Source organism: Herbiconiux moechotypicola (genome assembly GCF_024979255.1).
Classification (GTDB): Bacteria; Actinomycetota; Actinomycetes; order Actinomycetales; family Microbacteriaceae; genus Herbiconiux; species Herbiconiux moechotypicola.
The window spans coordinates 94,315-112,883 of record NZ_JANLCN010000007.1 but is presented as its reverse complement, the minus strand read 5'-3'; the positions used below and the strand labels follow the sequence as shown (position 1 = coordinate 112,883).

Here is an 18,569-nt window from a genome sequence, read left to right as displayed (position 1 = left end):
CGAGAGCGGCCGGATCAGTCGGTCGGCACGATGTCGGGGGCCTCGAGACGGATGCGCTCGGCCGACTCGTCGTCGGGCTGCTCCTGGCTGGCGCGCTCGGCGGCGACCCGCTCGAGGTAGAACGCGGTCTCGCGCTCGATCGTGTCGTCGTCCCAGCCGAGCACTCCGCCCATCAGCCGCGCCGCGACCGGGGCCGCCGACACCCCGCGGTCCCACGCCTCGATCGAGATGCGGGTGCGGCGTGCGAGCACGTCGTCGAGGTGCAGGGCGCTCTCGTGCGAGGCGGCGTACACCACCTCGGCACCGATGTAGTCGTCGGCGCCGGGCAGCGGCTCGGCGAGCGAGGGGTCGGCCAGGATGAGGTCGAGCAGTTCGTCGGTGAGGGTGCCGTAGCGGTTGAGCAGGTGCTCGATGCGCACGGTGTGCACCCCGAACTTGCGGGCGATCTTGTGCCGCTTGTTCCAGGCCGCCTGGTAGCCCTCGGCCCCGAGCAGCGCGATGTCTTGCGTGACGCTCGGCGAGATCTTGCCGTCGAGCGCCGAGACCGCGGCGTCGATGGCGTCTTTGGCCATCACGCGGTAGGTGGTCCACTTGCCGCCCGCGATCACCACGAGGCCCGGCACCGAGTGCGCCACCAGGTGCTCGCGCGAGAGCTTCGAGGTCTGGTCGCTCTCGCCGGCGAGCAGCGGCCGCAGGCCCGCGTACACGCCCTCGACGTCTTCGCGGGTGAGCGGCACCGCGAGCACGGAGTTGACGTGCTCGAGCAGGTAGTCGATGTCGGCGGCGGTGGCCGCGGGATGCGCCTTGTCGAGGTGCCAGTCGGTGTCGGTGGTGCCGATGAGCCAGTGCCGCCCCCAGGGGATGACGAAGAGAACGCTCTTCTCCGTGCGCAGCAGCAGCCCCGACTTGCCCTGGAACCGGTCGCGCGGCACCACGAGGTGGATGCCCTTCGAGGCGCGCACCTTGAACTGGCCGCGCTCGCCGACCATGGCCTGCGTCTCGTCGGTCCAGACACCGGTGGCGTTCACCACCTGCTTGGCGCGGATCTCGAACTTCTCGCCGGTCTCCAGGTCGTGGGCCTTCACGCCCACGACGCGCTCGCCCACCTTGAGGAACCCCTCCACCCGCACCCGGCTGGCCACGTGCGCCCCGTAGGAGGCGGCGGTGCGCGCGAGGCTCGCCACGTAGCGGGCGTCGTCGACCTGCGCGTCGTAGTAGGTGATGCCGCCGATGAGGGCGTTCTTCGACAGGCTCGGGATGAGCTCCTGCACCTGCCGGCGCGAGAGGTGCCGGTGGTGCGGAACCCCGGGAGGACGCCCGCCGGAGTAGCTGAAGATGTCGTACAGCAGCATCCCGGCCCCGATGTAGGCGCGCTCGAACACCCGCTTGTGCAGCGGGTAGAGAAAGCGCACCGGCTTCACCAGGTGCGGCGCGATGCGCTGCAGCAGCAGCCCGCGCTCGATGAGCGCCTCGCGCACGAGCCTGAAGTCGAGCTGCTCGAGGTAGCGGATGCCGCCGTGCACGAGCTTCGACGAGCGGCTGGAGGTGCCCGAGGCCCAGTCCCTGGCCTCGACGAGGCCCACCCGCAGGCCGCGGGTGACCGCGTCGAGCGCGCTGCCGGTGCCGACGATGCCGCCCCCGACCACCAGGATGTCGAGCTCCTTCTCCTTGAGCGTCTCGATGGCCTTCGCCCGCTCCTCCGGCCCGATCTTCGTCGAGTGCGAAACCGAGGTGTGCGCGGCCATGAGACCCTCCTTCGTCGCAGAGCTAGGAGCTAGCTCCTGGTGCCCTCCACGCTAGTGCGGACGGTAGGGGGCGACAACCACCTCGATGCGCTGGAACTCCTTGAGGTCGGAGTACCCGGTGGTCGCCATCGAGCGGCGCAGCGCCCCGATGAGGTTCGCCGTGCCGTCGGCCACCGGCGAGGGGCCGTAGAGGATCTGCTCGAGCGGCGCCACCGTGCCCACGTGCACCCGGTTGCCGCGCGGCAGCTGCGAGTGGTGGGCCTCGGGGCCCCAGTGCCAACCGCCGCCCGGCGCATCCGTGGCCCTCGCGAGCGCGGTGCCGAGCATGACGGCGTCGGCGCCCACCGAGATGGCCTTCACGATGTCGCCGCTCGTGCCGAGGCCGCCGTCGGCGATGACGTGCACGTAGCGGCCGCCCGACTCGTCCAGGTAGTCGCGGCGGGCGCCGGCCACGTCGGCCACCGCGGTGGCCATGGGGGCGTGGATGCCCAGGGTGGCGCGCGTGGTGGAGGCCGCGCCGCCGCCGAAGCCCACGAGCACGCCGGCGGCGCCGGTGCGCATGAGGTGCAGGGCCGCGGTGTAGGTGGCGGCGCCGCCCACGATCACGGGCACGTCGAGCTCGTAGATGAACTTCTTGAGGTTGAGCGGCTCGACGGTCTTCGACACGTGCTCGGCCGAGACGGTGGTGCCGCGGATGACGAACAGGTCGACCCCGGCGCCGACCACGGTCTCGTAGAGCTCCTGCGTGCGCTGCGGCGAGAGGGCGCCGGCGACGGTGACCCCGGAGGCGCGGATCTCGGCCAGACGGGCGGCCACCAGCTCGGGCTTGATGGGCTCGGCGTAGATCTGCTGCATGCGCTCGGTGGCCCGCCCCTCGGGCAGCTCGCGGATCTCGGCGAGCAGCGGCTCGGGGTCTTCGTAGCGGGTCCACAGACCCTCGAGGTCGAGCACGCCGAGGCCGCCGAGCTGGCCGATCATGATGGCGGTCTGCGGCGAGACGACGGAGTCCATCGGGGCCCCGAGCACGGGGATGTCGAAGTGGTAGGCGTCGATGTTCCAGCCGACCGAGACGTCTTGGGGGTCGCGGGTGCGACGGCTGGGCACGACCGCGATGTCGTCGAAGGAGTAGACGCGGCGCCCGCGCTTGGCACGGCCGATTTCAATTTCCATCACGCCTCATCCTATCGGGCCCTCGCGCCGCGGCACGGGGGTGGTTACCCTGACGCCATGAGCGGATTCGCGGTCAAGGACGAGTTGCTGGATGCGCAGACGCTGCGGGCTGCGGCGACGGCCCCTTTCGGCGGGGCCGACGTGTTCGAGACGGTCGCCATCGCCCGCCGGGTGAAGGGCACCGACTTCGACAGCTGGCACGCGGAGTGGAACGCCGCCGCCGAGGCGGCCTACGCCATCGGGGTCACCGCCGAGGCCCGCGGCGAGTCGGAGACGGCCCGGCTGGCCTTCCTCCGCGCCACCACCTACTTCCGCACGGCGGGCTCGGTCTTCCTCGCGCGGCCCGTCGACCCGCGACTGCCCGCCAGCCTCGCCCGGCAGACCGAGGCGTTCCGCCGCGCCATCGCCCACTTCCGCACCCCCGTCGAGCCCGTGCTCATCCCCTACGAGGGCACCACGCTGCCCGGCTACTTCTTCTCGGCGGTGGCTCCGGATGCGCCCGGCGCGGCGGCGAAGAGGGCGACGGTGGTGCTCGTCGACGGCTACGACGGCTCGGTCGAAGAGCTGTACTTCTGGAACGGTCAGGCCGCGCTCGATCGCGGCTACAACGTGCTCGCCTTCGACGGGCCGGGGCAGGGATCGGTGCTCGTCGACCAGGGTCTGCCGCTGCGGCCCGACTACGAGAACGTGGTGACCCCGGTGATCGACTTCGTGCTGCAGAGGCCCGAGGTCGACCCCGAGCGGGTCGCGCTCATCGGGCTGAGCCTCGGCGGCTACCTCGCCCCGCGCGCCGCGAGCCGCGAGCACCGGGTGGCCGCGTGCATCGCCGACTCGGGCGCGTTCGACCTGTTCGACGCGAGCGTCGCCCGGGTGCCCAAGCCGCTGCGCGGTCAGATCCCCGACGGCAACGACGCCGCCCGCAAGCTCGTCGAGGCGATGGTGGAGCGGCTGGAGAAGAACCCCACGGGGGGCTGGGCGCTGCGCCGCAACCTCTACGCCCACGACGTGCCCGACGCGATGGAGTTCTTCCGCGTGGCCCGCTCGTTCACCCTGCGCGAGGCGGCGCAGCACATCACCTGCCCGGTGCTGGTCACCCACGCCGAAGGCGACGACATCGGCGCCTCGGCCCCCGAACTCTACGAGGCGCTCACCGTCTCCGACAAGGAGATCATCCTGTTCACCGAAGCCGAGGGCGCGGGCCAGCACTGCGAGACAGGTGCCCGGCAGCTCTACCTCGCCCGCACCTTCTCCTGGCTCGACGCTCGGTTGGAGCCGGCCCGCCTCGCGTGAGCATCATGTACCTTCCGCGCCGTCGCCGTCGTGTGCGGACCGGGACGGATCGCCCGCTCCAGCAGCCTCCCGTGCGCGAACCCCGTGCGCTGGGCGACCCGTTCCAGGCTGTTCTCCCGGCCGTCTGCGAGCATGGCGAGCGCTTCCCGCACACGGACCGACTCGATCTCCCGCGCCGGAGTGGTACCGAACACCGCAGCCACCTTGTGCAGGTAGACCCTTGACACGTTGAGCGCACCGGCCAGAGCAGTCGCGGTCAGTGCGGGGTCGGCGTAATGCAGCTCGATGTGCCGTCGCAGCCGGGCGAGCAGCAGCGCGGCCGCGGTGGGTCGCTCCACCGTGAGTGCCGGTTCGGCGACCCCGCAGGGCCCGCCTCGCTCATGCGCGAGAGCGCCCGCGACCGCCTCCACGAGCATCCGCCGCCACTGCGGAGCACCCGCACCCTCGTGCAGCCGTCGGAAAACGAGGGTGGTGGCCAGACCGAGGAGCGGGGCGAGTCCCGCTCCGAGCATCGCGGGAGGCGACGCGGGTGCGGCACGATCGAGCAGCGCGAGCGGCAGGGTCACCTCCACCACGGTGGTCGCCGCCGTGTGGGTCACGCTGGTCGGCAGACTGAGGTCGATCACCGTGCCGTGGCCCGGCTCGAGGGTGAGGCCGTGCTCCCCCACCCTCACGGAGACCGCACCGTCCATCGCCACGACGACGAGGGCGCGGAGAGCTGTCGGGGAGCGAACCGCCTCCCGAGTGCCGGCGGGGAGCCACAGCCGAGCGACCCGCACGTCGCCGAACTCCGCCGCGTCGATCACGGCACGCGGCTCGGCCGAGGGTGCGGTGAGCCTCCAGCCCACCCCGAGGAGGGCGGACTCCGCCGCCGCACCCAGGAGAAGGTCCCCGGCGCGCACGGGCGTCAGCCCTCGCTCCGTGTCGCCATGCCCTCACCGTGTCAGCGGTACTGTAAAACCTTCATAAGCGATCGGGGGACGTGGATGCGGGTGCTGATCGTCGACGACGACGCGGTGCTCGGCGAGGCGGTGGCACGGGGCCTGCAGCGCGCCTCGATCGCGGCCGACGTCGTGCTCGATGGCGAGAGCGCTCTCGAGCACCTCATGGTGCACGACTACGACGCAGTGGTTCTCGACCGTGCACTCCCAGGTCTGCACGGCGACGAGGTGCTCGAGTGGATCGTCGGGTCGACACCGCGGGTGAAAGTGCTCATGCTCACCGCCACAGCCTCCCTTGACGATCGCGTGAACGGGCTCGCCGCCGGAGCCGACGACTACCTCGCGAAGCCGTTCGCCGTGGTGGAGCTCGTCGCGCGTCTGCGAGCCATCACCCGGCGCCCCTCGGCATCGATCCCACCGCTGCTGCGAAAGGGCGGGATCGCGCTCGACCCGCATCGGCACGAGGCGAGCCGTGACGGCCGGGTGCTTGCACTCGGCCGTAAGGAGTTCGCGGTGCTCGAGTTGCTGCTCGAGGCGGACGGCGCGGTGGTGAGCACCGAACAGCTGCTCGAGAAGGCGTGGGACGTCAACACCGACCCCTTCACGAACACCGTTCGCGTGACGCTCTCGTCGCTGCGCCGCAAGCTCGGTGCGCCCGCTGCGGTCGAGACGGTCATCGGCGTGGGATACCGGATCCGTGGCTGATCGACGCACGCCTCCCGGTTCGACCCGACGCGGATCCCGGTTCACCCTTCGCGCCCGTCTCACCCTCGCGTTCGCAGCGGTGTTCACGGTGGCGGGAGCTGCGCTCATCGGCGGCCTCTTCGCGTTCATGGTGGCCGTCCCGAGTTATCTCGTGAGCATCCCGTCCGACGAGGATCCCCAGTTCACCGACACCACCGGCTCCGGCGACGGGTTCTGGACCGAGGTCCTTCCAGACGACGGCATCATCTGCCCCGACGACGGTTCCGAATGCGTCGACTTCTCCGAGGGCGGGTACTACGCCGGGCCCGTCGACGCGCCGGACGAGTGGCTCTACTTCGACGACCCGCAGCGCGTGCTGCTGCAGTTCCTCGGCGTCGGGTCGCTCTGCCTGCTCGTGATCGCGGCACTCAGCACCCTCGCGAGCTGGCTGCTGGTCGGCCGACTGCTCCGCCCCCTCCGCGAGCTGAAGGATGCGGCGCAGTCGGCCTCGCGGGGCGATTTCGGTCACCGGGTGGCGGTCGGTGGCCGTCGCGACGAGGTGGTCGAGCTGGCGGAGACGTTCGACCACATGCTCTCGAGGTTGCAGCGCTTCGTGCGCGACCAGCGGCGGGTGGCCGCGCAGGCCTCGCACGAGCTGCAGGGCCCACTCACCACCACCCGGGTGCTGCTCGAGGAGGGAGCAGGCGAGCCGCTCGACGCCGAGGCGGCCGCTCGACTCCTGGATCGACTGAGAGTGAGCAACGAGCGAAGCATCGCGCTGGTCGAATCGGTGCTCGACCTCGCCGAGCTCTCGCTCGTCGACCTCGTGGGTGAACACGTCGAGGTGTCCGCCCTGGTCGACTCCGCGGTCGCCGCGACGGCCGGCCGCGCAGCGGCGGCATCGGTCGAGATCACCACGAGCGACCTGCCCGGATCGGTCTACGGCGACCCGCTCCTGCTCGAGCAGGCCCTCGTCAACCTCGTGGGCAACGCCGTCAAGCACAACCGGAGGGGCGGCAGAGTCTGGCTACGCAGTCGAGTGGCGCCCGGCACCGTGGAGATCGTGATCGAGAACACCGGCAGGATGGTCGACCACGGAGAGTTCGCCAGGCTGACGCATCCGTTCTACCGCCACGACCCGACGGCGCCGGACTCACACGGGCTGGGCCTGCCGTTCGTGCGGACTGTTGTCGAGGCCCACGACGCGCGGCTTGACCTGGTGCCACGCGAGGAAGGCGGACTCACCGTCACCCTGCAGCTCGCGTCGGAGCCGAAGGGGTCCACGGTGGCCTGACGCCGCCATCGACACGGTGTTTCCACACACGAGCCCCACTGTTTCCATTCCTCGTCGAACCCGTTCTCGTCCGCCCCGACTGGGGCAGTGTGCTGCACACCGAAACCGTGATGCAGCCACTGCCCTGCAGGAGAAGAGACGAGAATGGACACCCCTGAACCCCTCGGGCCCGACGCCCCACCCGCCACCCTCCCCGCAGGGGGTGTCAGTCGCCGCACGGTTGTGGCCAGCGCTGCCTGGTCGGTGCCCGTGATCGCCGCGGCCGTCGCCGCGCCGATGGCGGCGGCTTCCGTGCCGCCGCGTGAGTTCGCGATCGAGTCCTCCTTCGGGGTCGGCTGGTATCCGGTCACCCAGGGCCAGACCTCATCCGGTGCCCTGCAGTACGACGCCGACGCCGGTGACAAGTACTTCCGCGTCACCGGCACGCAGCCCGGAGACGTGGTCTCGAACGTGTTCTTCCAGGCCCTGATCTCGGTGGGTTGGCCCGCACTCACCTTCGTCGCCCTCCCCGGCAGCAACGGCGACTGGACCACCCTCGCCGCGACGGGAGCGACCGAGACGGTGAACGGGGTGTCCTACCGCGTCTATCAGTCCACCTACACCCCGCCCGTCGTGGCCACGGGTGCCACGACCTCGATCCCGGTGGACTTCTTCTTCCGGGCGAGCAGTCCCTACTACGCGAATCAGACCGCCATCACGCGGCGCTTCGCGAGTGTCGCCGGCACCACTGTCGCCCTCGTGCGCAACCCGGCCGCCATCAACAACACCAACGTGCTCCTCAGCTCGGCCCCTACGCCCTGACCGGCGCTGGGCTCCTCGTGGATCACTCGCCGGACCCCACTACCGCGACGTGATCCCTCTCGCGCGATCGGGATGCGCGAGAGGGTCTGATGCACCCCGGTGCCAGACCACACGGTGGCCGCCTGCCCCAACAGGCGGCCACCGGTCCGATCGGCGTCACCTCGCCTCCTGTCCGGACACCCTCCCTGGCTAGACTGTGCCGAAGGGGGGCGACCATGGCGGCTACGCGAATGACCAGGAACCGACGACGCATCGTGGCGGTGGTCGTGGGCTTGACTGGTGTCGCCCTGCTCGCGGCATGCACCGGCGCCCCCGCGCCTGAGGAGGGTGCGCGGCTCGCCGGCTCGGTCGCGCCGCTCGCGACGGGCGCCCAAGCCGATGCGTGGCGGGTGACCGCGTACGAGTCGGGCACCGACGAGATCGCGCCGCGCGAGCTGGGAACGGCCCGCACCGGCACCGACGGTTCCTTCGAGGTGGCGCTGGGCGCCGACCCCCTGCGCGACGACGCCGTGGTGTACCTGCTGGCGGAGCCGCTGGGTGAAGCCAGGCAGGCGGTGCTCGCGGCCGTTGTCGCGCATCCGGATGCCGACGGCTCGCTCGACGACGTGGCCGTCAACGAGCGCACCACCGTGGCGACCGGGTTCGCGATGGCGCAGTTCGTGGGCGCCGAGGGTGTGGGCGGCACCGCCCCCGGTGTGGTGAACTCGGCCGCGATGGCGGGCAACCTCGTCGACCCGCACACCGGGGAGCTGGCCGAGGTCATCACCTCGTCGCCGAACGGCTCGGAGACCGACACCCTGCCGGCGTTCCAGTCGCTGGTCGGGATGCTGTCGGCCTGCGTCGCCGACGACGGCGACTGCGCCGCACTGCTCGACGCCGCGACCCCGCCCGGCGGTGAGCGGCCCGCCGACACGTTCCGCGCCTTCGCCGACATCGCGAAGAGCCCGGCCTCGGCGGTCGTGCCGCTGTTCGACCTCGCCCAGCGGGGCGCACTGCCGTCGCAGCCCGGCCTGGCCTCGGCCCCCGACGCCTGGACGCTGGCCCTGCGGTTCGACGGCGACGGCCAGTCGCTCGACGGCCCGGGCAACTTCGCTATCGACGCCGACGGCAACATCTGGGTGAACAACAACTACCAGTACGGCTCCGACCCGCACGTGGGCGTGTGCGCGAGCGACGAGCTGTTCAAGTTCTCGCCCACGGGCCAGTTCGTCGACGGGTCGCCCTACCAGGGCGGCGGGCTCAGCGGCTCGGGCTTCGGCGTGGTGATCGATCCCTCGACGGGCGACATCTGGGTGTCGAACTACGGGTTCGCGGCTCCCGACCCCGGCTGCCCGACTGCCGACCAGCCCCCGCACAACAGCGTGTCGATCTTCTCGGCGGCCGGCGAGCCGCTCACCCCCGACACCGGCATCACCGACGGAGCGCTCAACTGGCCGCAGGGCACGATCTTCGACGACGAGGGCAACGTGTGGATCACGAACTGCAACACCAGCACGATCACCCGCTACCCCGACGCCGACCCGTCGCAGGCTGAGGTCATCGGCGACCTCGGCCTCGAGGAGGCCTTCGGCATCGTCGATAACGGCACGAGCATCTTCGCCACCGGCACGGCGAGCAGCACTGTGGCCGTGCTGAACCGCGACGGCTCGGTCGTGGCGGGCAGCCCGCTGAGCGGCGGCGGCCTCGACCGCCCCATGGGCATCGCGTCCGACGACGCCGGCAACGTGTGGATCGCGAACTCGGGCGCCATCACCCTCCCCTGCCCCGACCGCCCCGAGGTGGGCCCGCCCGCCACCGGGTCGGTCTCCTACATCGCGGCCGGAACGGATGCGGTGGTCGGACCCTTCCAGGGCGGCGGCGTGAGCACCCCGTGGGGTATCGCCACCGACGGCTCGGGCAACGTGTGGGTCGGCGAGTTCTCGGGCCAGCGGCTCGTGGCGTTCTGCGGCTTCGACGTCTCCGCCTGCCCGCCGGGCTCGAGCACGGGAGACCCGCTCTCGCCCGCCGACACGGGCTACTCCTTCGACGGCCTCGAGCGCACCACAGGCGTGGCCGTCGACCCGTCGGGCAACGTCTGGGCCACCAACAACTGGCAGCTCGACCCCGTCCAGACCAACCCCGGCGGCCACGAGATCGTCGCCTTCCTCGGCATCGCCACCCCCGTCGCCGGCACCGCCGTCACCGGCTGACCCGGTTGGTACGCGTTCGCGTACATGGTTGCTTGTGTCTGCGTTCGCGTACTCTTGAAATGAAGTATGCGAACGCGTACTTTAGGGGAATGTCTTCGTTCGCGTACACTCGCTCGGCCGGCGTGGGGGCCACGATCCGCCATCGACGACGTGAGTTGGGCTGGACACAGCAGGAGCTCGCCGAGCGGGTCGGCGTGGCGCGGCAGTGGATCGTCCGGCTGGAACGCGGCAATCCGCGGGCCGAACTCGAGCCTCTGCTCCGCACGATCTTCGAGTTGAGGCTCCGGCTCGCACTCCCGCCGGAGCCCGACGACGACCTCGACGACTACGTCAGCGGCTTCGTGAGCGGACCCCGACCATGACGCGCAGTCTGATAGTCCTCCTGGGTGAGGTGCGAGCAGGCATGCTCCGTTGCGACGTGCGCTCGTCGCGTTTCGAGTACGACGACGAGTATCTCGCGCGACCCGACTCCACACCGATCTCCTTGTCGATGCCCCTCCGACCAGGCACCTTCCCGCCCGACATCGTCGACCCGTTCCTCTGGGGCCTCCTTCCCGACAGCAGCGACACTCTCCAGCGCTGGGCGCTGCTCGCGTCACCCCCGGCCGACGAGCACAATCCCTTCACCCTCCTCGAGCACTACGGCCGCGACTGCGCGGGAGCGATCCAGTTCATCCGGCCCGAGGAGTTCGACAGCGCGGGAGAGTCCGGGCCCACTCAGTGGCTCACCGACTCCGACATCGGCCACCAGCTCCGTGCGCTTCGCCGCGATCCGAACGCGTGGACCTTCGACGACACCGGCGGACGGTTCAGCCTCGCGGGAGCCCAAGCGAAGTTCGCCCTCCTGCACGACGGAGACCGCTGGGGTCGCCCGCAGGGCGCCACGCCGACGACGCACATCGTCAAACCCGGCATTCCCGAGTTCAGGTCGTCCGCACTGAACGAGCACATCTGCTTGAACCTCGCCTCCGCCGTCGGTCTTCCGTCGGCCCGCAGCTCCATCCGCGAGTTCGACGGAGAAGCGGCGATCGTCGTAGAGCGGTACGACCGGATCGCCGGCGAGAAGTCCATTGCACGCATCCATCAAGAGGACTTCTGCCAGGCCCTCGGCGTGATGCCGTCGCAGAAATATCAAGACGACGGCGGGCCCGGCCTCTCGCGCATGGCCGGGGCCATGAGGGCCTCCCAGCGTTCCGATCAGGCGACGCGCTCGATCACCCGTGTGCTCCTCGCGACGGCGTTCAACTGGCTGATCGGCGGTACCGATGCCCACGCGAAGAACTACTCGGTCCTGCTCCGGCGGGGCCAGGTCTCCTTGGCACCGCTGTACGACATCGCGAGCATCACGCCCTACCCGCGATACGACCCCCTCCGAGTGCGGCTCGCCCAATCGGTCGACGGCCATTATCGGATGGGCGAGATCGGCCCCAGGGAGTGGCAGGCCCAGGCGATCAGGCTGGGTCTCGACCCCGAGTACGTCACCGAGGAGATACGGCGACTGACCGACTTGGTCGCAGACAGGATCGACCTCGTCTGTTCCGACGAGGCGGCCGCCGCGATCGATTCCGAGTTCCTCAGAGAGCTTCGCCGTTCACTGGCTGAACGGGTCGAACGCTTGCGGGGGCGGGGAAGTAGGGGTTGACCGGGTAGCGGAGGCCGAGGGAGTCGCGGAGGGTGGTGCCCTCGTACTCGGTGCGGAAGAGGCCGCGTCGCTGCAACTCCGGCACCACGAGCTCGGCGAAGCGGCGGAGGCCGGTGGGCATCACCGGGAAGCCCACGTTGAAGGCGTCCGCCGCACCGCCGCGGTACCACTCCTCCAGCTGGTCGGCGATCTGCACGGGCGTGCCCTTCACGACCGTCTGGCCCATCGAGGGCAGCACCCTCTCGTAGGCCTGCCGGATGGTGAGCCCACCCTCCCGCTCCGACATGGCCCTGATCATGATGCGGTAGGCGGCGATGGCATTGGTGTCGCCCGAGAGGTCGGGCAGCGGGCCGTCGACGTCGTAGCCGCGCAGGTCCATCTCCACGAGCTTCGAGAGGTAGGCCACGCCCACCCTCGGCTCGATCAGGGCCTGCAGCTGCGCATCCAGCTCGTCGACCTCGGCCTCGGTCTCGCCCACGTAGACGGTGACGCCGGTCATGATCTTCAGCTCGTCGGCCGAGCGCCCGTAGGCGGGCAGACGCCGCTTGACATCGGCGTAGAACGCCTGCGCCTCGGCGAGGGTGGACGCCACCGAGAACACCACGTCGGCCTGCTTCGCCGCCATCTCGCGGCCGGCCTCCGACTGGCCGGCCAGGCACAGCACCGGGTAGCCCTGCGGCATACGGGCCACGTTGAGCGGCCCCTTCACCGAGAAGTGCGTGCCGACGTGGTTCAGCGTATGCACCTTCGAGGCGTCGAGGTACCGCCCCGACGACTTGTCCTCCACGAAGGCGTCGGCCGCCCAGCTGTCCCACAGGCCCTTGCACACCTCCACGAACTCGTCGGAGCGCTCGTACCGCACCGACTTCTCCACGTGCTCGGCGAACCCGAAGTTCACCGAGTCGCCGGGGTACGAGCCGGTGACGATGTTCCAGCACGACCGCCCGCCGCTCAGGTGGTCGAGCGACGCGAAGCGGCGGGCGGTGATGTAGGGCTCCTCGTAGGTGGTCGACGAGGTCGCGAGCATCCCGATGTGCGAGGTGTGCTGCGAGAGGGCCGCATAGAGCGTGACGGGGTCGTAGACCGCCGGCCGGTCGGAGATGCTGTTCGCCTCGAACAGGTCGGGGTTGTCCATCTGCCGCACCGCGTTGCCGTCGGCGACGAAGAGCATGTCGAACTTCGCCGCCTCGGCCAGCTTCGCCACCTCGATGGCCTGCTCGAGGTTCATCGTCTGGTGCTCGTAGGCGTCGGGATGCCTCCAGCCTGCCAGGTGGAACCCGAGGGGCAGGAGCCCCGTCATGAGGTGCATCATGCTGCGACCGTCTCCGTTCCCGTCTCCGTCACGCTCACGCGGCGCCTCACTCGGCGATCGAGGCGTCGTAGAGGTTGAGCGCCGCCAGGAAGTCCTGCCGCACACCGCTCACGCCCTCACGCACACCGGCGATCTGGCCGCCCTCCCAGTAGGGCAGGATGAGCGCGTTGCCCACGATCGCATCCTGCAGCTCGGCGTAGGTCGCGTTGCGCGCCTCGGCCGTGGCGTCGCCCTGCGAGCGGGTGAACAGCTCGGTGATGCCGGTCGAGGCGAGCAGCTCGGGGTCGGCGAACACGAAGTTGGCCATGGAGCTGCGCACGATGTCGGGGTCGGCGTCGGTGAGCGAGGTGGCGTAGAAGTCGTACGACTTGTCGGTGGCGGTGGCGATGAGGTTGGCCTGCGCAGGTCGTTCAGCGTGATGCCGATGCCGAGGTCGCCCATGTGCTGCTGGAACAGCTGCAGCATGCTCGTGTAATAGGCGCCGAAGGCGGTGCTGTAGTTCACCGAGAACTCGAGCTTCACGCCGTCCTTCTCGCGGATACCGTCGGCCCCGGGCACCCAGCCCGCGTCGTCGAGCAGCGCCTCGGCGGCGTCGAGATCGTAGCCGAGCAGCTCGGTCTCGTCCTTGTAGGCGGGGAAGGTGGAGGTGAGCGCGCTGGTGGCGGGGGTGAAGTACTCGCCGAGTACGGCCTTCACGTCGCCCTCGCGGTCGAAGCCCTTGAGCATCGCCTCGCGCACGGCGGGGTCGTCGAGACCCGGCTTGGTGGTGTTGACGATGAGCGAGGAGGGCATGCCGGGCAGAGTCCCCACGAGGATCTGCACGTTCGCGGCCTCGAGCTGCGGCACGTCCTGGCTCGCCACGTCGAGGGCCACGTCGGTCTGCCCGGCCTGCAGCGCGCCGTCGCGGGCGTTGGAGGTGTCGACGACCTGGTACTCGATGCCCTCGATGTAGGGCGCCCCGGTGTGGGCGGCGAGCTCCGACGACCAGTCGTAGTCGGAGCGCGCGGTGGAGGTGGCGCCCTGCCCCTGCGTGTAGGAATCGAGGGTGAAGGGGCCGGTGCCGACCCAGTCGCCGGTGCAGCGCTCCTCCGGCGTCTTCGTGGCGCTCTCGGGCGAGATGATGCCGAGCGTGGTGGTGGCGGCGCCCGCGATGAACTGCACGGCGGGGGCCGAGAAGTCGACCTGGGCGGTGAGGTCGTCGACCACGGTGGTGCCGGTGTAGGTGGAGAGGTAGCCGTTGCCGCGCGACGACTTCGAGCCGAGCTGCTGCTTGATGTAGTCGAAGGTGGTCTTCACGGCCTCCGCGGTGAGCGGGGTGCCATCGCTGAAGGTGACGCCGTCGCGCAGGTGGAACACCACCTGGGTCGCGTCGTCGTTCACCTCCCACGACTCGGCGAGCCAGGGCACGAGGGTGCCGTCCTTGTCCATGTCGAGCAGGGAGTCCACGCTCGCCCGCACGATGGCGCGCTCGTTCTGGCTGAGCGCGACCGCGGGGTCGAGGCAGTTCGGGGCGGCCGAGAGGTCGACCTGCAGCACGCCGCCCGCGGTCGGGGTGGCGGAGGGGTCGCTGGCGCCGGCACCCGAGGAGCAGGCGGTGAGGGCGATCGCGACGGCGGCGAACGAGGCGACGGCGAGTGCGGCGCGACGCGGCTTCGGAGCGGTGGAGGACACGATGGAGCCTTTCTGACGGGGTCGATGCGGATGCACGACGAAGGAGGGCAGGGCTGTGCAGGGGAGGGTGGAGCGGTGAGAGTGGAGAAGCGGATGGGGCGGGTCGCGCCCCGCGGATCAGGTCGACACGGGCTGCCGCCCTGGGATGGCGTCGAGCAGCTGCCGGGTGTACTCGTCGACCGGATGCGCGAAGGTCGCCTCGGTGTCACCCTGCTCGACCACGCGCCCACGGCGCATCACCACCACCCGGTGGGCGATCTGCCGCACCACGGCGAGGTCGTGCGAGATGAACAGGTAGGCCACCCCGCGCTCGCGCTGGATCTCGGCGAGCAGCTCGAGCACCTGCGCCTGCACCGACACGTCGAGCGCCGACACGGCCTCGTCGCACACGATGAGCTTCGGCTGCGGCGCGAGCGCCCGCGCGATCGCCACGCGCTGGCGCTGGCCGCCCGAGAGCTCGGCCGGGCTGCGGTCGAGCACCGAGCCGGGCAGCGCCACCTGGTCGAGCAGCGAGGCCGCGATGCGCCGCCGCTCGGCCGCCGAGGCGATGCGGTGGATGCGCAGCGGCTCGCTGATGATGTCGCCCACCGAGAACCGCGGGCTGAGGCTCGCGTACGGGCTCTGGTACACCATCTGCATCGCCAGCCGGTGGGGCCGGATGCGCGCGGCACTGAGCCCCGTGAGCTCGGCACCGTCGAGGGTCACCGACCCGGCGTCGGCCTTCTCGAGCTGCAGCAGCAATCGGGCCGTGGTCGACTTGCCCGAACCCGACTCCCCCACGATCGCGAGAGTCTCCCCCGCGGCGATGTCGAAGGAGACGTCGTCGACGGCGAGGTGCGACCCCGCCGCCGTGTGGAACTCCTTGCGCAGGGCCCGCACCGACACGAGCGGGCCGGCCGCCGCGGTCTCGGCGGTGGCGACGGTCTGGCCCGAATAGAGCACGCGGCTGGAGAGACTCGGAGCCGCGGCGAGGAGCCGCTTCGTGTAGGCGTCGGCCGGCGAGCCCAGCACCGAGTCGGCCGGACCGTCTTCGACGATCTCGCCCTCGTTCATCACGATGATGCGGTCGGTGCGGTCGCCTGCCACCCCGAGGTCGTGGGTGATGAGCAGCATCGAGGTGCCCTCGGCCGCGGTGACCCGGTCGATGTGGTCGAGGATCTGGCGCTGCACCGTCACGTCGAGCGCGCTCGTGGGCTCGTCGGCGATCACCAGCCGCGGGCTGCAGGCCAAGGCGATCGCGATGAGCACGCGCTGCCGCATGCCGCCGGAGAGCTCGTGCGGGAACTGGGCGGCGACCCGCTCGGGGTCGGGCAGTCCCGCATCCCGCAGCCCCTCGAGCACCCGCCGCTCGACGCCGCGGCCGGCCCGGCCGTGCACGGCGAGCGCCTCCTCCACCTGCTTGCCGATGCGGCGCACCGGGTTGAGCGAGGTCATCGGGTCTTGCGGGATGAGGCCGATCTCGGCACCGCGCACCGCCCGCAGCGCGCGGTCGCCGAGTCGGGTGAGGTCGCGCCCTGCGAACGAGACGGCGCCGGAGTCGATCCGCCCGCCGGCGGGCAGCAGCCCGATGAGCGCGTGCGCGGTGGTGGACTTGCCGGAGCCCGACTCCCCCACGATCGAGATCTTCTCGCCGGGCACCATCGAGAACGACACCCCGTGCAGCGCCGGCGTGCGGTGGCTGCGGCTGCCGTAGGACACCTTGAGGTCGTCGACGGCCAGCAGGGGCTGGGGGTCGGTGCCGCTCATCGGCTGCTCCTGTCGTTCTGCAGTTCGCGGGCGATGCGGTTGATGCACACCACGAACACGGCGATGGTGAGGCCCGGCAGCGTCGACATCCACCACGCCGTGGTGAGGTAGGCGCGGCCCGAGGCCACGAGCGAGCCCCACTCCGGTGTGGGCGGTGGCGTGCCGTAGCCGAGGAAGCTGAGGGCGGCGATGGTGAGGATGGCGGCGCCGAAGTCGAGGATGGCCAGCACCAGCACGGGCCCCACGGCATTGGGGAGCACGTGCCGGGCGATGATGTAACCGTCGCGAGCGCCCATCGAGCGCTCGGCGTCGATGAAGGTGGACTGCCGCACGCGCATCACCTCCGAGCGCATGACGCGGGCCACGCTGCCGATCATGCCGATCCCCACGCCGATGGCCAGCTGCACCGAGCCGAAGCCGATGGCGGTGACGATCGCCATCGCGAGCACGAGCATGGGGATGGCGAGCAGGATGTCGACGACGCGCATGAGCACCCCGTCGGCGATGCGCCCGAAGTAGCCGGCGGCGAGGCCGATCACCGAGCCGAAGGCGAAGCCGATCACGACGGCCACCACCGTGGTGAGCAGTGTGAGCGCGGTGCCGTGCACCATGCGGGTGAACACGTCGCGGCCGAGCTCGTCGGTGCCGAAGAGGTGCTCGAAGCTCGGCGGCAGCAGCACCTGCGAGGTGTCGGCGTAGAGCGGGTCGTAGCCCGAGAAGAGGCCGGGCACGAGCGCCCAGAGCACCACCACGAGCACCACGAGTGCGGACAGCACGAGGGTGGGCTTGCGCAGCAGACCCACGAGGGTGGCAGCAGCGCTGCCCCGCCTGCGGCCGCCGGGAGGGGCGGCGGGCGCGACGGTCGGTGCGGGGACGGACGGGGCGACCGCGTCCACGGCGGCCGGGGTGTCGACGACACTCATGCTTCGACGAGCCCTCTCTGGAGTCGGACGGCCTTCGACGCGCCGGGCCGGCGCAGTCGGGGGTCGATGATGGGGTAGACCAGGTCGACGATGAGGTTGGTGACGACGAACACCGCGGCGATCACGAGCACGATGCCCGAGACCATCGGGATGTCCTTGGCCTGCACGGCGTTGTCGAGCGCCATGCCGAGGCCGGCCCGGGAGAAGATGCTCTCGGTGATCGCCGAGTAGGCGAACAGCCCGGCCACGATCATGCCCGCCACGGTGATGGTGGGCAGCAGGGCGTTGCGGGCCGCGTGCCCGATGAACACGCGCATCCGGCTCGCGCCCTTGGCGGTGGCGACCGTGACGTAGTCGTCGCGACTCGAGGCCCGCAGCGACTTGGCGAACACCTGGGCGATCGAGGCCGCGCCGGGGATGGCCATCGTGATGCCGGGCAGCACGAGCGAGTCGAAGCCCCTGTCCCCCGCCGAGGGGAACCAGCCGAGCTGGAAGCAGAACACCTGCATGAGCACCAGGCCCACCCAGAACGTGGGGAGCGAGGCGCCTATGGGCGGCAGCGAGTCGAGCAGCTGGCTCAGGATGCGCGACTTCGTGTAGACGGCGGCGCCGCCGATCACGAGGCCGGCGACCACCGCGACGACGAGCGCGAACATGGCCAGGGCGAAGGTGCTGCCGAACTGGGCGCCGATGAGCTCGGTCACGGGCTGGCGCATCTGGTACGACATGCCGAGGTTGCCGGTGAGCACGCCCCCGAGCGCCTGGAAGTACTGCACGATGACGGGCTGGTCGAAGCCGTATTCCGCGCGCACCGCGGCGAGCTCCTCGGGGGTCGCCTGCACGCCTCCGTCGCCGCCCACGATGAGCAGGGCCGGATCGCCCGGCACCAGGTAGAGGATGATGAACGTCACCGTGAAGGCCGCCCACATCACGAACACTGCGGCGAGTACCCGCCTCAGCACGTAGAGCATCCAGCACCGTCCTTGTTTGTTCGAAATTGAAGGATTGACTTCGAGACTAAGCACCCGACGTTTCCGCCGAGGTGCTGCCGTGTTACGAGAGCATTACGAGTTGGGCCGATCATTTTCTATAGAAAAGAGGAACTGATCGGTCGGAGTGCCGAGATGACAGGCTGATCCAACGATATAAATGCATTGCGCG

Annotated in this window: 15 protein-coding genes; 7 read left to right on the top strand and 8 right to left on the bottom strand. The window is 70.5% G+C overall.

Going from position 1 to position 18,569, the window contains the following annotated elements; genetic code table 11:
* Window positions 1-14: 14 nt before the first annotated feature.
* Window positions 15-1,745, bottom strand: coding sequence for a glycerol-3-phosphate dehydrogenase/oxidase (locus tag N1031_RS12645; RefSeq protein WP_259480050.1), 1,731 nt, complete (start codon window positions 1,743-1,745; stop codon window positions 15-17).
* 51 nt (window positions 1,746-1,796) lie between these two features.
* Window positions 1,797-2,915 carry a GuaB3 family IMP dehydrogenase-related protein gene (locus tag N1031_RS12640; protein WP_259480156.1) on the bottom strand — a complete coding sequence of 373 codons (1,119 nt, stop codon included), beginning with the start codon at window positions 2,913-2,915 and terminating at the stop codon, window positions 1,797-1,799.
* A 57-nt stretch (window positions 2,916-2,972) separates the two neighbouring features.
* On the opposite strand from N1031_RS12640, the gene N1031_RS12635 reads away from it, so the two are divergent.
* Window positions 2,973-4,205 (top strand): alpha/beta hydrolase family protein, encoded by a 1,233-nt coding sequence (locus N1031_RS12635; RefSeq protein WP_259480049.1) that lies wholly within the window; start codon window positions 2,973-2,975, stop codon window positions 4,203-4,205.
* Here N1031_RS12635 and N1031_RS12630 read toward each other — a convergent pair.
* On the bottom strand, window positions 4,145-5,107 hold the full coding sequence (locus N1031_RS12630) for an AraC family transcriptional regulator (RefSeq protein WP_259480048.1): 963 nt from the start codon (window positions 5,105-5,107) through the stop codon (window positions 4,145-4,147). The genes N1031_RS12635 and N1031_RS12630 overlap by 61 nt on opposite strands.
* Window positions 5,108-5,191: 84 nt before the next feature.
* On the opposite strand from N1031_RS12630, the gene N1031_RS12625 reads away from it, so the two are divergent.
* The 6 genes from N1031_RS12625 to N1031_RS12600 all read left to right on the top strand — a co-directional run bounded on the left by N1031_RS12625 (window position 5,192) and on the right by N1031_RS12600 (window position 11,756).
* Window positions 5,192-5,851 carry a response regulator transcription factor gene (locus N1031_RS12625; protein WP_259480047.1) on the top strand — a complete coding sequence of 220 codons (660 nt, stop codon included), beginning with the start codon at window positions 5,192-5,194 and terminating at the stop codon, window positions 5,849-5,851.
* Window positions 5,844-7,124, top strand: coding sequence for a sensor histidine kinase (locus N1031_RS12620; RefSeq protein ID WP_259480046.1), 1,281 nt, complete (start codon window positions 5,844-5,846; stop codon window positions 7,122-7,124). The genes N1031_RS12625 and N1031_RS12620 overlap by 8 nt, the downstream gene beginning before the upstream one ends.
* A gap of 144 nt (window positions 7,125-7,268) precedes the next feature.
* The gene (locus N1031_RS12615; RefSeq protein ID WP_259480045.1) at window positions 7,269-7,925 is read left to right on the top strand and encodes a hypothetical protein; all 657 of its coding nucleotides are present in this window, start codon (window positions 7,269-7,271) and stop codon (window positions 7,923-7,925) included.
* Window positions 7,926-8,155: 230 nt separating this feature from the next.
* Window positions 8,156-10,114 carry an NHL repeat-containing protein gene (locus N1031_RS12610; RefSeq protein WP_259480044.1) on the top strand — a complete coding sequence of 653 codons (1,959 nt, stop codon included), beginning with the start codon at window positions 8,156-8,158 and terminating at the stop codon, window positions 10,112-10,114.
* 89 nt (window positions 10,115-10,203) lie between these two features.
* Window positions 10,204-10,476, top strand: coding sequence for a helix-turn-helix domain-containing protein (locus N1031_RS12605; protein WP_259480043.1), 273 nt, complete (start codon window positions 10,204-10,206; stop codon window positions 10,474-10,476).
* Window positions 10,473-11,756: a type II toxin-antitoxin system HipA family toxin gene (locus tag N1031_RS12600; protein ID WP_259480042.1), complete on the top strand. Its 1,284-nt coding sequence runs from the start codon at window positions 10,473-10,475 to the stop codon at window positions 11,754-11,756. The genes N1031_RS12605 and N1031_RS12600 overlap by 4 nt, the downstream gene beginning before the upstream one ends.
* Here N1031_RS12600 and N1031_RS12595 read toward each other — a convergent pair.
* The 5 genes from N1031_RS12595 to N1031_RS12575 all read right to left on the bottom strand — a co-directional run bounded on the left by N1031_RS12595 (window position 11,689) and on the right by N1031_RS12575 (window position 18,379).
* Window positions 11,689-13,056 (bottom strand): LLM class flavin-dependent oxidoreductase, encoded by a 1,368-nt coding sequence (locus N1031_RS12595; RefSeq protein ID WP_259480041.1) that lies wholly within the window; start codon window positions 13,054-13,056, stop codon window positions 11,689-11,691. The two genes, N1031_RS12600 and N1031_RS12595, sit on opposite strands and share 68 nt — an antisense overlap.
* A gap of 120 nt (window positions 13,057-13,176) precedes the next feature.
* Window positions 13,177-14,739, bottom strand: coding sequence for an ABC transporter substrate-binding protein (locus N1031_RS12590; protein WP_259480040.1), 1,563 nt, complete (start codon window positions 14,737-14,739; stop codon window positions 13,177-13,179).
* A 117-nt stretch (window positions 14,740-14,856) separates the two neighbouring features.
* Window positions 14,857-16,485 carry a dipeptide ABC transporter ATP-binding protein gene (locus N1031_RS12585; RefSeq protein ID WP_259480039.1) on the bottom strand — a complete coding sequence of 543 codons (1,629 nt, stop codon included), beginning with the start codon at window positions 16,483-16,485 and terminating at the stop codon, window positions 14,857-14,859.
* Entirely contained in the window at window positions 16,482-17,408 is a 927-nt protein-coding gene (locus tag N1031_RS12580; RefSeq protein WP_259480038.1) for an ABC transporter permease, read from the bottom strand. Before N1031_RS12580 ends, N1031_RS12585 begins: the two co-directional genes overlap by 4 nt.
* The gene (locus N1031_RS12575; protein WP_259480037.1) at window positions 17,405-18,379 is read right to left on the bottom strand and encodes an ABC transporter permease; all 975 of its coding nucleotides are present in this window, start codon (window positions 18,377-18,379) and stop codon (window positions 17,405-17,407) included. The genes N1031_RS12580 and N1031_RS12575 overlap by 4 nt, the downstream gene beginning before the upstream one ends.
* Window positions 18,380-18,569: the final 190 nt, after the last annotated feature.

Coding starts and splice junctions, on each gene's coding strand:
- N1031_RS12645 (WP_259480050.1), bottom strand. CDS start 1,745: ATGGCCGCGCACACCTCGGTTTCGCACTCGACGAAGATCGGGCCGGAG.
- N1031_RS12640 (WP_259480156.1), bottom strand. CDS start 2,915: ATGGAAATTGAAATCGGCCGTGCCAAGCGCGGGCGCCGCGTCTACTCC.
- N1031_RS12635 (WP_259480049.1), top strand. CDS start 2,973: ATGAGCGGATTCGCGGTCAAGGACGAGTTGCTGGATGCGCAGACGCTG.
- N1031_RS12625 (WP_259480047.1), top strand. CDS start 5,192: ATGCGGGTGCTGATCGTCGACGACGACGCGGTGCTCGGCGAGGCGGTG.
- N1031_RS12615 (WP_259480045.1), top strand. CDS start 7,269: ATGGACACCCCTGAACCCCTCGGGCCCGACGCCCCACCCGCCACCCTC.
- N1031_RS12610 (WP_259480044.1), top strand. CDS start 8,156: ATGACCAGGAACCGACGACGCATCGTGGCGGTGGTCGTGGGCTTGACT.
- N1031_RS12605 (WP_259480043.1), top strand. CDS start 10,204: ATGTCTTCGTTCGCGTACACTCGCTCGGCCGGCGTGGGGGCCACGATC.
- N1031_RS12600 (WP_259480042.1), top strand. CDS start 10,473: ATGACGCGCAGTCTGATAGTCCTCCTGGGTGAGGTGCGAGCAGGCATG.
- N1031_RS12595 (WP_259480041.1), bottom strand. CDS start 13,056: ATGACGGGGCTCCTGCCCCTCGGGTTCCACCTGGCAGGCTGGAGGCAT.
- N1031_RS12585 (WP_259480039.1), bottom strand. CDS start 16,485: ATGAGCGGCACCGACCCCCAGCCCCTGCTGGCCGTCGACGACCTCAAG.
- N1031_RS12580 (WP_259480038.1), bottom strand. CDS start 17,408: ATGAGTGTCGTCGACACCCCGGCCGCCGTGGACGCGGTCGCCCCGTCC.
- N1031_RS12575 (WP_259480037.1), bottom strand. CDS start 18,379: ATGCTCTACGTGCTGAGGCGGGTACTCGCCGCAGTGTTCGTGATGTGG.